We start from the raw sequence: 14,108 nt of genomic DNA on the forward strand, positions 1-14,108 counted from the left end.
GGGCTTACAAACTGGCAAAAGAATGCGCCATAATCTTAACCGACGGAGAGATGGATAGCCCCTTAGTTAAAAGGATCGTGGATACAGTACAAAAGGACGGGAAGAGTTCAGTAAAGGATATACACATTCTTAGGATCCATCACGATAAGTACGCCTGCATAAGGATATCTCAAAAAGATTGGAAAGTTTTGAAAACCTTGCCCATATTACAATAGAACTAAGAGTATGCTCTCGTGTTTGAAAATAGCTATACCCGGTGGGAGGATATTGAAGGTAAGGGCTTCCTTTCCCTACGAAGGCTCCCCCATAGGCTACAGGGTATTGATAAACGGGAGAACTGGCGTAGTAGTTGGTTTGGCGGAGGATGGGAAAGAGGAGCCTTTGCTCTTTCCAGAAAAACTACCTCTGACAGACCCTAAAAACTTGGAGGCTATAAAAGACTTAGCCCTAATATACGGATTACCCACCTGGCAGTTGATGTGGGAGTTCATTCCTTCTCATTGGAATTGGACAAAAGAGAACTTTCTTGAAGTTTCTCTATACCCTTTTCAGGCTTTGGACCAAAAAACAAGGCAAATTCTTAGTTGGGTAGCAGATAGGAAGTTGGTAAAGGAAGATTTAGTAAAAAAAAGGTTTGGAAGTGAGCTGATAAATATGCTTATAAAAAAGGGGTTGTTGAGGGTAAAAAAAGACTGGTCTGCTCCCAACGTGGAAGTGGAGCTGTTTAAGTTAAACGTTCCCTTTGAGGTAGCTATATCTAAGCTCAGGAAGACGAAAAGATACGCCGAAAGGATAAGACTTTTGGCTTATTTGAGGGAAAGACTTTACGCTTCAAGGGAGGAGTTAAGGGAGGAGGGCTTTTCGTCTAAAGATTTAAGAGCTCTTCTTTCTTCTGGTCTTATAAAAGTTGAAAAAGAGCTTATGCAGAACTTTACGATAAATCCAAAGTCTGAGCTTAGAATGGGTGCAGGTTTCTTGTTAAAAAAACTGGAAAAGCCTACGGTGGTAGTTGGAAGCCTTACAAAGCTCACAGAAAGCCTTTTTCAGCTGGTAGAAGAAGCTCTAAGAGAAGGAAAAAGCTTAGCCATATTCTCCTTTTACAATCCTACCCTTAACTATCTTTTGAGAGAGTTAAAGCCTCTCTTTGGAGATAGGGTAGTTTCTTTATCGTCCTTTGAAAGTCCAAAGCAGTTTATTAAAAACTGGTTTTTGGCTCAGGAAAAGGGCAGGATAGTTCTAACTGGAAGGATGGGGCTTTTGGTTCCGTTCAAAGACCTTCATTCCGTAGTGCTCTTTGATGACTACTATACAAAAATGAACGGATACATAGACCTTAGGAATTTTGTCTTTCAGCTTTATAAATACTACGGTTGTCAGTTTTTTTACTACACCTGTGCTCTTAGTGTGGAGACATACCAAAGGGTTAAAGGTGGTCAGTGGGAGATGGAAACTTTGGGCTATTCTGCAGAGGTTAAGTTCTTGAATAGAAAACCAGAAGAAATCCTTTCCCAGGAGCTCCTTTCTGAGCTTGAGGATGATTCCTTGCTTTTGGTGAGAAAGACGGGCTACTCTTACGCATACTGTCCAAAGTGTGGTTTTTTGGTGGATTGTCCAAGGTGTGGAACCTTTTTGACTTTAAGCAAGAACGCCCACACTCTTTATTGCACGAGATGTAATTGGAGAGGGCCTGCTGAGTGCACCCATTGCGGAGGGAGTGTGATTCACTACGGATTTGGCATAGAGAGAGTTATGGAAGAGATAGAAAGGTCTGGCCTTTTAAGGGAAAACATACACTTTGATACGAAACCTTCTTTATCGGGAGTTTATAAAAAGGTCTTTTTGGTTCATGGAGACAACATTCTGTCTGTTCCGAGCATAAACGCAGAGGAGGAGTTTTGGAAATACATACATAGGGCAAGGGCTATAGCAAAGGAACGATTATACATTCAGAGCTTTTTGGATAAGGAAATCATAGAAAATTACCTAAGAGAGGATTTTTTGGAAGCAGAACTGGAGAGAAGAAAGGAAGAGAACCTTCCGCCCTTCTCAAAGCTCATACTTGCGGTTTTTACAAAGGACAGAACAAAGGCATTAGAATCTATCCCAAACATCAAAACAAGGATCTACGGAAATATATTGGAGGCTTTCGTAAAGGTAAATCACAAACAGCTTAGAGAGATCCTACCTAAGGTTATTGCCCTTAAACCGATCAAGCTGGAGGTTTGGTAAAGGTTGCACCTTCTTTATCCACAGAAAGGGACATGTAGCTCGCAGATATGCCGTGTTTTTCAAAGGTAGATACCATAGCTGATCCTACTCTATCTTCTCCATCTAAACAAAAGGATGCCACAGTAGGACCGGCACCGCTTAAGAACACCGCCAATGCTCCAGAAGAATAGGCACTTTCTAATACATCGTTAAAACCCGGAATTAGCTCCTTTCTGTAAGGCTGGTGCAGTTTGTCCTTCACCGCTTCTTTTAGCAGATGATAGTTTCTCTTACAAAGACTGCTGACCAATAGGCTTGCTCTCTGAAGATTGTAAATTGCGTCTTTTAGAGAAACTTCCTTCCTTAGAACTTCCCTTGCCTTCTTGGTTGAAAGCTCAAAGTCTGGTATGCAAACAACTATTCGTATATCTTCTGGAAAGTCAAGTTTTTGATAATGAACTTCTTCGTCTACCGCACACACCAAAAAACCTCCCAAAAGGGCTGGTAGTAGGTTGTCCGGATGGGGTTCAAACTCAAAGGCTATCCTTAGTTTTTCTTCAACGCTTAACTCCTTTTCCTGAAAGAGCTCCCAAAACTTCAAAGCGGAGACTATGGCGGTGGCAGAGGAGCCTAAACCTCTGGCTGTAGGTATGTGGTTTATCATTTTAACTTTCAGTGGTGAAGCTTTAACTCCAAAGACCTGACAGGCTCTAATGTATACCTTAGCAAATAGATTTTCTTGGTCCTTGGGTAAATTTTCTCCTTCTCCTTCTATCTCAAAGGACCACCTGTCTGAAGGCTCAGCTGTAAAGTAGTTGTAAAGACTTAAGGCAAGTCCAAAGGTGTCAAAGCCAGAGCCTAAGTTGCTTGTGCTGGCAGGCACTCTTAAAGTCGCATAGTCTTGTCCCATTGTTTATATCCTACCATGTCCTTTATAGCTATGGCAAACTCCCTTATTTCCTTCTGGGCTGATTCATGGGTACGAAGACTTATGAAGTTATCCAAAGATATCCTTGGCACAGTCCAGTAGAAGCGGGTTTTCATAAGCTGAGGTAGTATGCCTCTCGCAATTTCTCTTGCCACGTCTTTTTCTAACATTTCAAGATAGCACTTATTTAGCTCCTGAACGTAGAATTTTATCTTTTCCAAAAATTGAGAGTTCCAGGGTTCTTCCACTGGGTGGTCTAAGCTTGCTTGCTTGTTATGCTTTGCCTGCTTTCTTAGGTAGGCTGGTATATAGAAGGTTGGCTCGTAGCTAACGTACCTTCTGCTTACTTCGTTGTAAGAGCCAAACCTATGCCTGAACCACTGCCTTGCAACAAATATGGGACACTCCACCAAAAATGTATAGTAGTCCATAGGGCTGTCCAGCTCTAACTTGTCTATTAAAGCCACAAAGCCCGAAGAGGTTTCAATCTTTTCCTCGGCATAAGCCCTGTCTGTAGAATAGCCCTTCACTTCTTCACCTTTGATCATGGCGTAAGTTGCAGGGAGTCTCTTTCTAAGCACATCCACAACTTTTTCAGGAATGTGATCCATTGCATTTATAAGGTTTCTAAGGTTTAACCATACATGTCTCCCATCGTAGTATGCTTGAAAGGTGGGATTTTTGACCTTTCTTAAAAGTTCAAGCCAAAATGCTTCCGAAGACTCAAAGGCAATTACCACATGCTCAAAAGGTGAAGAGTGTCTGTTTTCTAATAGATATCTTATGAGCTTTATGTCCCTTTCTATTTGCACTTCCTCGTCTTTTGCAAAGGAAACCCTTGCAGCACGCACTATTCTCTGATCAGAACCGAGCAGAAAAACATTCATGGATTAAACTATATTATACGGTAATGCTTAGATCCTTTTTGTATGGAGTTTTCCTAACGCTGATTATTCTTGCGTTTTCCTTTATTTATGTTATAAAAAAAACGTTGAGCAAAGATCTATTTGAAGTCTTCCTATCCTTGGATAAACGTTTTGTTTTTTTCTCCCTCTTCAGCATGTTTCTATATCATACCTTTGATAACCTTAGACTGTTTATCCTCTCAAGGGCTATGAATCTGCGTTATCCCTTCCTGTATGGATATGTTGTGTCCTTTATAAACACCTTTGGAGCTACCATTACTCCTGCCCATGTAGGTGGGGAGATGATGTCTTTATACACTCTTTCCAGGAAAGGTGCAAGGTTTCATAAAGTAATGAGCATAGTAACTATGAAAACGCTAACGGGAACGGTCTTCTTTGTTCTATTCTTTCCTTTTGTAGCATACTACATTTACGATAATCCTACTGTAAGTGTAAAGCTTCTGATAATTTTGGCAGTTTTTGGTCTTTCCAGCCTTTTATTTTACATAGTTGGGAGGACATTCTTTAACAAAGCTGAAAAGAAATCGGGTCTGATGTTAAGGATAAGGTATGCCTTTAACAGGTTTTTGGTAGCGACTAAACTGTTTCTTAGGAAAAAGAAAGTTTATTTAATCCTTTCTACAATAATGAGTGTGCTTCTTTACATCTCCTTTGTGCTTTCTGGGGTTTATCTGATAAAAGCTTTTGAACAATCCATAAGCTTTTATGAGGCTTTTTACGCTCAGGTAGTGTTGTTGTATGCCATATTTTTCAGTCCTACGCCGGGTGGTAGTGGGGTGGGTGAGCTGGGTGGTGTGGAGGTTTTCTCCAGCTTTCTTTCACTTTCAGCTGTGGGTGGGTTCGTCATACTTTGGCGTTTTATAACTCAGTATATAAGCGCTATAGTGGGGGGTGTGCTGTTTTTCTTTTTATTTATTAAAGACTCAAAAGGCTATCTTCTAAAATGAACTTTTTTAATCCTTACTACTACGCTGTAAAGCTCAGAAATTGGCTATACGATAGGGGGATCTTAAAGTCTTACTCCTTAAACGCGCCCGTGGTATGCGTGGGGAATCTCTCTGTGGGTGGTAGTGGAAAGACAAGCTTGGTAAGGTTTATTTCGGAGGCTCTTTCAAATAAATTTCACGTTGCGGTGCTTTTGAGGGGATACAAAAGGGAAACTAAGGGTCTTTTGGTGGCATCCTACAGAGGGGAAGTTAAAGCAAGTTGGGAAGAAGTGGGGGATGAAGCTTACATGCTCTCAAGGATTTTGAAAAACTCCAGCGTGTTGGTGTGCGAAGACAGATACACAGGGGGAAACTTTGCTATCAAGGAGCTTGGGGCGGATTTGATAATCCTTGACGATGGATTTCAGCACAGAAGGCTAAGAAGGAATTTAGACTTAGTCCTTCTAAAGGACACAGACTTAAGGGACAGGCTTTTGCCCTTTGGGCGTTTGAGAGAGCCTTTGGATGCGCTCAAAAGGGCGGATGCGGTAGTGCTTTCCTACCAGGATATAAAGGAATGGAATCTCCGAATAGAAAAGCCGGTTTTCAAGCTTTACAGGATCAACTGGAGGGTAGTTTCTTTCGATGGTAGGTTGGTAGATTACAAGGATAAGACCTTTGTAGCCTTCTCTGGTTTGGGAAACAACGGGCAGTTTTTTCAGACCTTGGTAAAGCTCGGAATAAGAGTTGAAAGATTCTTGAGCTTTCCAGACCATTACCACTACAGGGGTTTTAGGCTTGAGAGGGGAAAACTCTACTTGACAACTTTAAAGGACTTTTTTAAGCTTGAACCTTCGGAAAATTTATTCTACCTTGACTTTGACCTTAGAGTGGACGGTCTTTTGGAGTTTATAATTAAAAATATAAGGGCTGGTAGCTCAGCTGGCAGAGCAACGGACTCTTAATCCGTGGGTCGCGGGTTCGACTCCCGCCCAGCCCACTTTTAGCCATGGACCAGCAAGAGCTTGCACACATTCTTATAATCCTAGTAGGTCTTCTCAGAGCCGTTGGAATAGCTTCCATCGTAGCTTTAATATTCTTGGGTGCAAGAATAAGGTTCATATTCTTAACCGCCATCCTTACGGTAGGTGGTATATTTACCACTGTTCTGAGCTTTCTACTGGGAATTCTATCCTTTACTCATGCCGTGGTATACGAGCTCTTTGCCATTGGTTCTATAATGGGAATGCTCTATTATGCCTACAAAGACAAAAAGAGTGCCCCACCGCCTAAGCCTTCAGAAAACACGCGTTGTGCTTTCTGTTCGGCGCTGATAAGGGAAAACAGAGATTACTTTGTGTTGAAGTGCGAAGACCAATACCTTTTCTTTGACTCAGAAGAACACATGAAAGAATTTTTAAAAAACATTGAAGAACAAAGAAAATTCAGGAAACTGGACATCGGCAAACCAGAGTGTTATTATTCTAAAACTAACGGAAAATGGATCCAGCTAAAACAAGAAGAAGTACGAGTACAAGAGACTGACTAAGATTCTGTAAATACCAAAGGGCACAAAGTTGTAAGCGGAGACAAATTTCAGAAGAAGTTTTACCGATAAAATGGCGGTTAGAAAAGAAACCGCAAAGCCTATTCCCAAAAGGTGAAATTCCTGAAGGCTAAACTGAGAATAAGATTTGTAAAGGTCGTAGCCTGTTGCCGTTAGCATGGTGGGCACTGCCAGCAAAAAGGAAAACTCCGCCGCTTGCTTTCTGTTTAGTCCCATAAGCATTCCGCCTATTATTGTTGCTCCGCTTCGGGAAACACCGGGCACCATAGCCAAAGACTGAAAAAGACCAATCATAAAAGCTTTGCCAAGGGGTAACTTTTGAACTCGTTCTATACGACAAAACTTTTCACACCACCTGTCTGCAAAAAGCAAAAACACACCACCTAAGAAGAGATTTATTACCACCACCAGGTCGTTGCCGATTAGGTATCCTTTGACGAACTTGTAAAGCAAAAATCCAAAGATTCCAGTAGGAAGAAAGGCTACTATTATTCTCTTCCATGTTTCAAGGTCCGTTAAAAATCTTGTCAAATAAAGGAAAAAGACCGCCATTATGGCGCCAAGCTGGATAGAAATCTCAAAACTTTTGGTAAAGTCGTTGTGTGATAGTCCAATTATGTGAGCTGTAAGTATAAGATGACCAGTGGAAGACACGGGCAAAAATTCTGTCAATCCTTCAACAAAGCCTAAAATAATCGCATCCTTCGGGCTCATAACAGTATCCTTTTTAAAAGCTCTTTATCTCCCTTTATCTCCTCCAGGACTACCTTTACGCTTCCTAATACAAACAGTAGCTCCATCTTTACAGGAAATAGCTTTTCTTTATCTATCCACAACTTCCACCTGCCTTTTGGTTTTAGGATCCCTTTAGTCTCTACATTTGGTTGCACGTTTAAAACCAAAGCTCTGTATTCTTCTAAAATTTGTTCCTCTCCCACTACGGTGTATGGTATGTTGTAAATTCTGTCGTCGTAAAACATCTTCACAGCTCCGCTTTTTTCCTTTATTGCACTCTTGTACAGTATCAAGCTTGCGGTGTAAGGATCTACATAACCTTTATAGTCGTAGACTCTCTCTTCTACTCTTTCTTGTTTTTCCGTTAGCTCCACATAGTGGATTTCCTTCACGTAAATTTTGGAGTTTTCAAAAATATAGTGCTGTCTTCTTTTAAAGTTTCCTTCCTCTTGGTGGTAGAAAAACTCATCTGGAGTTAAGCTTTTTATGTGAATTACCGCATAGCCGTAATTGTAGACTCTTTTTACTAATCCACCTACGTTGATCGTTCTTGCCCAACTTGAAACTCTTAGGTTTTCTTCCTCTTGTTGGTAGGTTATGCAAGTGCGAGCCACGGGGAAAAAAAGATAGTAAGCTTTATAGCAAAGGGTTAGCTCATTGGCAAGTATGCTAAAAGGTAAAAACAACAAAAGGAAAAGCATCGGTTCTTATTTTAAAATCAATCTTCATGAGAGTAGGATTTATAGGTTTGGGTGTGCTTGGCAAAACCATAGCCAAAAGATTGATATCTCAAGGTGTGGAGCTAATAGTTTGGAACAGGACTAAGGAAAAAGCACTTGATTTGGGAGTGGAAATTGCGGAAAGCCCTGCAATGCTAACCAAGATGGTAAATACTATAATGGTCATTCTCTTTGACTCTCAAGCAAGCGAAGAGGTAATATTTGGAGAAGGCGGATTGGTGGAAGGGGACCTAAAGGGGAAAACTGTAATAGACATGACCACTAACCACTACGCATACGTGCAGAATGCATACAAAGAGCTAAAAGAGCTTGGCTGCAGCTACTTGGATGCGCCAGTGCTTGGCAGTGTAATACCAGCCCAAAAAGGGGAGCTTACTATACTTGTAGCTGGAGAAGAGGAAAGGTTTAGAGAGCACAAGCCACTTTTTGAGAAGTATTGTAAAAACATCTACTATGTGGGGCAAGCGGGTAACGCAACAAAGCTTAAACTCATAAACAACATAGTTTTGGGTGGGTTTATGGAAATTTTGGCGGAGGCTATAGCCATAGGAGAGCGGGCAGGCTTTAGCAAGGAGCTTATAATAGATGTGCTAAGCAATGGTGCAGGAAAGTCTTACATTCTGGATGTAAAAAAACAAAAAATTTTGGAAGAGGATTTTTCCACTCATTTTTCTGTGGAGCTCATACACAAAGACCTTCACTACGCCCAAGACCTTGTAAAAGATGTGGAAGGCTTTACCTTTGCCTTACAGAATATAAAAGAAGCTTACGGACTTGCAAAGGCTATGGGTCTATCAAGCCTTGACTTTTCGGCAGTTTATAAAGCTTTCAAAGTCCCAAAAACCTGATAGCTCTGTCTCCTATATCTTTCCTGTAATGCATACCTTCAAAGTTTAGCTTTTCAACAGCTCTGTAGGCTTTGTTTTTAGCGTCTCTAATGTCTTTGCCCCACGCGCATACATTTAAAACTCTACCCCCTGCGGTTAAAAGCTTACCGTTTTCTATCTTGGTTCCACAGTGAAATAAAATGGCTCCTTCTTTTTGTGCTTCTTCTAAACCTTTAATTTCCTTGCCAACCTCTGGGTTATCAGGATAACCTTTACTTGCCAAAACTACACACAGAGCCCATCTATCATCCAGCTCCAGCTCTATCCTTTTCCCTTCGTAGAAGTTCAAAAGCTTTTCAAAGAAATCTCCCTTTATCCTCATAAGCAAAGGTTGTGCTTCTGGGTCTCCAAGCCTTACGTTAAACTCTAAAACCTTCGGACCATCGGAAGTTAGCATCAGCCCAGCGTATAGAAATCCCCTGTAGTATATACCTTCCTTTGCAAGAGCTTTTAGGGTTTTTCCTATGATTTCTTTCCTTATTAGTTGCTCGGTCTTTTCGTCAATGAAAGGATTAGGAGAGTATGCGCCCATACCACCTGTGTTTGGCCCTTTATCTGAGTCCAAGAGTCTCTTGTGGTCCTGAGAAGTAGGCAAAGGGATATACTCTTCCCCATTGACCATAACTATGTAAGATCCCTCTTCCCCTTCCAAAAACTCCTCTATCACAACCCTTTCCCCAGCTTTTCCCAAAGCTTTTCTTACCATCAGAAAATCCACCGCTTCTATTGCGCTTTGCTCCGTTTTGCAAACTATGGCTCCTTTACCACTTGCCAGACCGTCCGCTTTAACAACCACAGGTGCGCCAAAATCTCTGATAAATCTTTTGGCTTTGTCTGGATCGTCAAAAACTTCAAAGTTTGCAGTGGGTATGCCGTGCTTTAGCATGAAATCTTTTGCGAATACCTTACTGGCTTCTAAGAGGGACGCTTTCTGCGATGGACCGAATATTCTAAGGCCCCTTTTCTCAAACTCATCCACTATACCTTCCACCAGAGGAGCCTCGGGACCTACGATGGTAAAGTCTATACCCTCTTTCTGAGCAAAATCTGCCAGAGCTTTAACGTCGTTCGGATGAATATCTACCTTCTTTGCACTAATCCCGGCGTTTCCTTTAGCCGCAAAAACCTCTTTAACCAGAGGACTCTGACCTATTTTCCAAGCTATGGCGTGCTCCCTACAACCGTTTCCTACTACCAAAACCTTCACGGATATTGATTATACTACAATATTATGAAAGACTTGATAAACCAAAGATTGCAAGAATTACTTTCAAAAAAATACGGTATTCAAGGTTTAGACCATACACTGGAAGCTCCAAAGGAAAAAAGTTTGGGAGACCTTGCCACTAACGCATGCTTTCTCTTGGCAAAGCATCTAAAAAGACCTCCCAATGCCATCGCAGAGGAGGTAGCGCAAGAGCTTAGATGCAACGAGTTTGAATCCTACCCTTTGAGAGGCTTTATAAACTTTAGATTCTCCGAGAGTTATGTAAAAGATAAATTTAGAGAACTTTTAAAAACAGGGCAGTCTTACTTCTTTGAAAACGTAGGTAGAGGGAAAAAGGTGCAGATTGAGTTTGTTAGTGCCAATCCCACTGGACCTTTGCATCTTGGACACGGCAGGGGTGCGGTGGTAGGGGATGTGCTTTGCAGACTGCTAAAAGCCTTTGGCTTTCACGTGCAAAGGGAGTATTACATAAATGATGCCGGCAACCAAGCTCAACTTTTTGGCCTTTCCATACTTTACAGGCTCTACGAGCTGTTTGGTATAGAAGACGAGGAATTAAAGAAGATGTTTGAAGAAGAAGGATACAAAGGATATTACATAAAGGAGCTTGCAAAGGATGCCAAAGCTTTCTATGGAGAGCAGATACTAAAAAAAGATAAGCAGGAAGCTATAGAGCTTCTGAGTGAATATGGGATAAAACGGATGTTAGAAGACATAAAAGAGACTCTAAACCTTATGGGTGTGGTCTTTGACTCTTGGATAAGCGAAAGGGAAATACTCAAAAGCGGTCTTTTGCAGGAAGTTATTCGGAAGTTAGAAGATAAGGGCTACCTTTATCAACAGGATGGTGCTTTTTGGTTTAAAAGCTCAACCTTTGGAGATGACAAGGATAGGGTGTTGATAAGGTCCGATGGCACTCCTACATACTTTGCTGGAGATATAGCCTATCACTATTACAAGTACAAAAGAGGTTTTGAGCAGGTTATAAACCTTTGGGGAGCAGACCACTGGGGTTATCTACCAAGGCTGAAAGGAGCTTTGAAGGCTTTGGACATACCAGAGAGCTGGCTTAAGGTGGAGTTCGTCCAAATGGTTAGACTGTTCTCACAGGGAAAAGAGATCCGTATGTCTAAGAGGACTGGAGAGTTTGTGACCCTTAAGGAACTTTTGGATGATGTGGGCGTGGATGCTGTTAGGTTTATCTTTCTTACAAAGCGCTCAGACACTCCCCTTGATTTTGATGTTGATTTGGTAAAGAGCAATACTGCGGAGAACCCTGTCTTTTATGTGCAGTATGCCCACGCTCGGATAAGGGGTGTGTTTAGAGAGGTTGGCAACAGGTTTGGAATAGACCCAGATAACGAAAAGTTGGAAGAGTGGATAAGTTTGTTGACTGATTCTCAAGGTATGGAGCTTATGAAAAAAGCTTTGTTTTTTAGGGATACTTTAAAGGATGCAGCCCTTAACCTTACACCCCACATAATCGTATATGACCTGTTAGAAATATCCAAACTTTTCCACAACTACTACAACCATCACAGGGTAATAGTGGAAGATAGGTCGGTTATGATGGGAAGGCTTGCGCTGCTGAAAGGAGTTGAAATTACTTTGAAGGCTATTTTAAATTTAATAGGAGTTAATGCACCCGAGCGAATGTAAAAGGAAGGCAAAATGAAAAAAGAGAGATTAGTAATTTTGTTAGGAACTCTCCTGGCTTTGATATTCTTTTCCATAGGTTTGAACCAATGGCTTAAACAAAAAACTCCCGCTGAACTCCCACCAGTTGTAGTAGAGCCAAAACCAAAACCTGCGGAAGAAGCTCAACCCAAGGTTGAAGAAGCAAAACCTCCCGTGCAGGAGGAGCAAAAGGTTGAGACTAAGAAAGAGGATTTAATAGCAAAAAAGATAGAAGAGGAGAAAAAGAAAGAGAGCAAAAAGCAAATGGAGGATGAAAAAAAACAAAAACAATCCCCTGTTGAGCAAACAAATAACTTAAAAGCCCAAAAGGTTCAGGTGGAAAAAGAAAAAAAGGAGCATGTGATACAAATAGGAGCTTTTATTTATAAAGAAAACGCAGAGAAGGCGTTAAGCAAGGCTGAAAATATGGGCTATTCGGGAGAGATTGTAAGTGAAGATAAGTTTTACAAGGTGAGAGTGAAAGTGAGAACAGATAATATTAGAGCGGGGCTGAATAAACTAAAGTCTGCTTTTGGGAACGCAATAATTATACGATGAAACTTTTATCAGCTATTCTCATACTATTTATTTTTTCATGCGCAAGTATCCAGCAGGAAAAAGATGTTAAAGGTTGGCAGTATTACTATGACCTGGGCGTGTCTTCTTTGCTGGTAAAGAACTATTCGGAGGCTATAACTAACTTCTTTTTGGCTGCCCAGATGGCTCCTAATGAGCCTAAGGTGTGGAACTCCTTAGGAATGGCTTATATGGAGGTTATGGAATACGATAAGGCTGAAAAGGCTTTTAAAAGGGCATTGGAGGTTGATAAAAAATTTACGGAGGCAAAACTAAACTTAGGAATACTCCACTTTAGGAAGAAAGATTACGAGAGGGCATTAAAGGAAATTAAGGAAACTCTTGACTATGAGGCTTTTCCTAACAAGCACGTAGCCTTTTACTATTTGGCAAGAATATACAAGGTTTTAGAAAACCAAGCTCTTTACTTTGAGAACTTAAAAAAAGCAACTATTTACAACCCTATGTTTTTAGATGCTCAATTTGAACTTGCTAATGCCTATCAAGAAATAGGAGACTACAGATCCGCTCTGGATGTTTATAGAAATCTTGTTAGCAACGGTGTAAATAATCCGCAAATAGAGCTCAACATGGCTTGGCTGATGTTCTACCTGGGAGACTATGAAAATGCTAAGCTTTACGTAAGAAGAATAATAGAGAACAAACAAGCAGAGGCAAATTTAAAAACACAGGCTTATAATTTGCTTAGCCAAATTTTGATCAAAGAGCAAGAAAGGTTGATCAGCAAGGCTAAAGCTCAGGAAGAACTTACAGAAAAGCCAGACTTGAGTCAAAACCCTCAAGATCTTCAGAAAAAGGATATACCTAAGGAAGAGCCAGTGGCTGCCAAAAGTCCTCAGGGCAGTCAAACACCAGATAAGAGCACCCAGCCCAAAGAAAAGGTTATAAGAATACAATTGGGAGCTTTTTCTTCTGAGGATAGGGCTAAAGCGTGGAAAGAAAAATTGGAAAGAGAGAAAGGTGTTAGGGATTTAGTAATTGTGGAACAGCTTGGGATATACAAAGTGCTTTACGGAAATTTCAAAAACAGAGCTGAGGCGAAGTATCACCTAGAGAAACTTAGGACTTACAACATATACGGTTTTATAGTTCAGGAATAACTATAAACATCCTTTTGTGGAGGGGATTTCTCCTCCAACCAAGGATACCGCCTGTTTTAAAGACAGAGCAAAGGCCTTAAAGCAAGCTTCCGCTATGTGATGAAGTATTCTTCCAGAAAGGACCTTTATATGCAAAGTGCTTTTGGATTCTAAGGCGAAGCCTTTAAAAAACTCCCATATTAACTCAAAGTCAAAGTCTGTGATCTTCCCTCGTAAACCCAGGTCATCGTAAAAGAAAAGGGGTCTGCCGGAGATGTCTATACTACAAAGCACCAGAGCTTCGTCCATAGGAATTATGCTGTATCCGTATCTTTGAATACCCTTTTTGTCTCCCAAGGCTTCAAACACTGCCATTCCTAAGGTAATCCCCACGTCTTCCACCGTGTGGTGGTAAGATACGTGAATGTCTCCTTTGGCTTTTAGGTTTAAGTCAAATCTTCCGTGTTTGGCAAAGGATTCTACCATGTGAGTTAAAAAACCTATAGGTGTATCCACTTTGAAAAGCCCGCTACCATCCAAGTCAATTTCAAGCTCTACCGTTGTTTCTTTGGTTTCTCTTAAAATTTTGGATTTCCTCATCTTTGCTTAT

14 protein-coding genes, 1 tRNA gene and 1 pseudogene are annotated in these 14,108 nt (G+C 41.0%); 10 read left to right on the forward strand and 6 right to left on the reverse strand.

Annotated features, from left to right (window positions below; all coding sequences use genetic code 11):
* Both V7P40_RS06455 and V7P40_RS06460 read left to right on the forward strand, forming a co-directional pair.
* Window positions 1-215 (forward strand): annotated as a pseudogene (locus V7P40_RS06455) (hypothetical protein); the annotation flags it as partial.
* 22 nt (window positions 216-237) lie between these two features.
* A complete protein-coding gene (locus V7P40_RS06460) occupies window positions 238-2,229 on the forward strand; it encodes a primosomal protein N' (RefSeq protein ID WP_333785156.1) in 1,992 nt (663 codons plus the stop codon).
* Here the strand turns inward: V7P40_RS06460 and thrB are convergent.
* Together thrB and thyX are read right to left on the reverse strand one after the other, a co-directional pair.
* Window positions 2,210-3,118: a homoserine kinase gene (thrB, locus tag V7P40_RS06465; protein ID WP_333785157.1), complete on the reverse strand. Its 909-nt coding sequence runs from the start codon at window positions 3,116-3,118 to the stop codon at window positions 2,210-2,212. The two genes, V7P40_RS06460 and thrB, sit on opposite strands and share 20 nt — an antisense overlap.
* Complete coding sequence (thyX, locus tag V7P40_RS06470) at window positions 3,094-4,023, reverse strand: FAD-dependent thymidylate synthase (RefSeq protein WP_333785158.1); 930 nt, start codon at window positions 4,021-4,023, stop codon at window positions 3,094-3,096. The genes thrB and thyX overlap by 25 nt, the downstream gene beginning before the upstream one ends.
* A 23-nt stretch (window positions 4,024-4,046) precedes the next feature.
* Here thyX and V7P40_RS06475 point away from each other — a divergent pair, with 23 nt between their 5' ends.
* The 4 genes from V7P40_RS06475 to V7P40_RS06490 all read left to right on the forward strand — a co-directional run bounded on the left by V7P40_RS06475 (window position 4,047) and on the right by V7P40_RS06490 (window position 6,537).
* Complete coding sequence (locus V7P40_RS06475; RefSeq protein WP_333785159.1) at window positions 4,047-5,009, forward strand: flippase-like domain-containing protein; 963 nt, start codon at window positions 4,047-4,049, stop codon at window positions 5,007-5,009.
* Window positions 5,006-5,953 (forward strand): tetraacyldisaccharide 4'-kinase, encoded by a 948-nt coding sequence (gene lpxK / locus V7P40_RS06480; RefSeq protein ID WP_333785198.1) that lies wholly within the window; start codon window positions 5,006-5,008, stop codon window positions 5,951-5,953. The genes V7P40_RS06475 and lpxK overlap by 4 nt, the downstream gene beginning before the upstream one ends.
* Window positions 5,916-5,988 (forward strand) — tRNA-Lys (locus V7P40_RS06485). The genes lpxK and V7P40_RS06485 overlap by 38 nt, the downstream gene beginning before the upstream one ends.
* Window positions 5,989-5,997: 9 nt before the next feature.
* Complete coding sequence (locus tag V7P40_RS06490) at window positions 5,998-6,537, forward strand: hypothetical protein (protein WP_333785160.1); 540 nt, start codon at window positions 5,998-6,000, stop codon at window positions 6,535-6,537.
* Here the strand turns inward: V7P40_RS06490 and uppP are convergent.
* Window positions 6,499-7,269, reverse strand: coding sequence for an undecaprenyl-diphosphatase UppP (uppP, locus tag V7P40_RS06495; protein ID WP_333785161.1), 771 nt, complete (start codon window positions 7,267-7,269; stop codon window positions 6,499-6,501). The genes V7P40_RS06490 and uppP overlap by 39 nt on opposite strands.
* Complete coding sequence (locus V7P40_RS06500; protein ID WP_333785162.1) at window positions 7,266-7,991, reverse strand: DUF3108 domain-containing protein; 726 nt, start codon at window positions 7,989-7,991, stop codon at window positions 7,266-7,268. Before V7P40_RS06500 ends, uppP begins: the two co-directional genes overlap by 4 nt.
* A 26-nt stretch (window positions 7,992-8,017) precedes the next feature.
* Between V7P40_RS06500 and V7P40_RS06505 the strand changes: the two genes are divergently transcribed.
* Window positions 8,018-8,878, forward strand: a complete 861-nt coding sequence (locus V7P40_RS06505) for an NAD(P)-dependent oxidoreductase (RefSeq protein ID WP_333785163.1) — start codon at window positions 8,018-8,020, stop codon at window positions 8,876-8,878.
* On the opposite strand, the gene purD is transcribed toward V7P40_RS06505, so the two are convergent.
* The gene (gene purD / locus V7P40_RS06510) at window positions 8,859-10,124 is read right to left on the reverse strand and encodes a phosphoribosylamine--glycine ligase (protein WP_333785164.1); all 1,266 of its coding nucleotides are present in this window, start codon (window positions 10,122-10,124) and stop codon (window positions 8,859-8,861) included. The genes V7P40_RS06505 and purD overlap by 20 nt on opposite strands.
* Before the next feature lie 24 nt (window positions 10,125-10,148).
* Here purD and argS point away from each other — a divergent pair, with 24 nt between their 5' ends.
* The 3 genes from argS to V7P40_RS06525 are packed head-to-tail and all read left to right on the forward strand — an operon-like array spanning window position 10,149 to window position 13,519.
* A complete protein-coding gene (gene argS, locus V7P40_RS06515; protein WP_333785165.1) occupies window positions 10,149-11,804 on the forward strand; it encodes an arginine--tRNA ligase in 1,656 nt (551 codons plus the stop codon).
* A 12-nt stretch (window positions 11,805-11,816) separates the two neighbouring features.
* Complete coding sequence (locus tag V7P40_RS06520; RefSeq protein WP_333785166.1) at window positions 11,817-12,380, forward strand: SPOR domain-containing protein; 564 nt, start codon at window positions 11,817-11,819, stop codon at window positions 12,378-12,380.
* Window positions 12,377-13,519, forward strand: coding sequence for a tetratricopeptide repeat protein (locus V7P40_RS06525; RefSeq protein ID WP_333785167.1), 1,143 nt, complete (start codon window positions 12,377-12,379; stop codon window positions 13,517-13,519). Before V7P40_RS06520 ends, V7P40_RS06525 begins: the two co-directional genes overlap by 4 nt.
* On the opposite strand, the gene hisB is transcribed toward V7P40_RS06525, so the two are convergent.
* Window positions 13,520-14,098, reverse strand: a complete 579-nt coding sequence (gene hisB, locus V7P40_RS06530) for an imidazoleglycerol-phosphate dehydratase HisB (protein WP_333785168.1) — start codon at window positions 14,096-14,098, stop codon at window positions 13,520-13,522.
* Between the last annotated feature and the right edge of the window lie 10 nt (window positions 14,099-14,108).

This window comes from Thermocrinis sp., assembly GCF_036781485.1.
Taxonomy (GTDB): domain Bacteria; phylum Aquificota; class Aquificia; order Aquificales; family Aquificaceae; genus Thermocrinis.

Bases quoted from the DNA above. Each gene is read 5' to 3' on its own strand.
- thrB (WP_333785157.1), bottom strand. From the start codon at position 3,118: ATGGGACAAGACTATGCGACTTTAAGAGTGCCTGCCAGCACAAGCAAC.
- thyX (WP_333785158.1), bottom strand. From the start codon at position 4,023: ATGAATGTTTTTCTGCTCGGTTCTGATCAGAGAATAGTGCGTGCTGCA.
- V7P40_RS06475 (WP_333785159.1), top strand. From the start codon at position 4,047: ATGCTTAGATCCTTTTTGTATGGAGTTTTCCTAACGCTGATTATTCTT.
- lpxK (WP_333785198.1), top strand. From the start codon at position 5,006: ATGAACTTTTTTAATCCTTACTACTACGCTGTAAAGCTCAGAAATTGG.
- V7P40_RS06490 (WP_333785160.1), top strand. From the start codon at position 5,998: ATGGACCAGCAAGAGCTTGCACACATTCTTATAATCCTAGTAGGTCTT.
- uppP (WP_333785161.1), bottom strand. From the start codon at position 7,269: ATGAGCCCGAAGGATGCGATTATTTTAGGCTTTGTTGAAGGATTGACA.
- V7P40_RS06500 (WP_333785162.1), bottom strand. From the start codon at position 7,991: ATGCTTTTCCTTTTGTTGTTTTTACCTTTTAGCATACTTGCCAATGAG.
- V7P40_RS06505 (WP_333785163.1), top strand. From the start codon at position 8,018: ATGAGAGTAGGATTTATAGGTTTGGGTGTGCTTGGCAAAACCATAGCC.
- argS (WP_333785165.1), top strand. From the start codon at position 10,149: ATGAAAGACTTGATAAACCAAAGATTGCAAGAATTACTTTCAAAAAAA.
- V7P40_RS06520 (WP_333785166.1), top strand. From the start codon at position 11,817: ATGAAAAAAGAGAGATTAGTAATTTTGTTAGGAACTCTCCTGGCTTTG.
- V7P40_RS06525 (WP_333785167.1), top strand. From the start codon at position 12,377: ATGAAACTTTTATCAGCTATTCTCATACTATTTATTTTTTCATGCGCA.
- hisB (WP_333785168.1), bottom strand. From the start codon at position 14,098: ATGAGGAAATCCAAAATTTTAAGAGAAACCAAAGAAACAACGGTAGAG.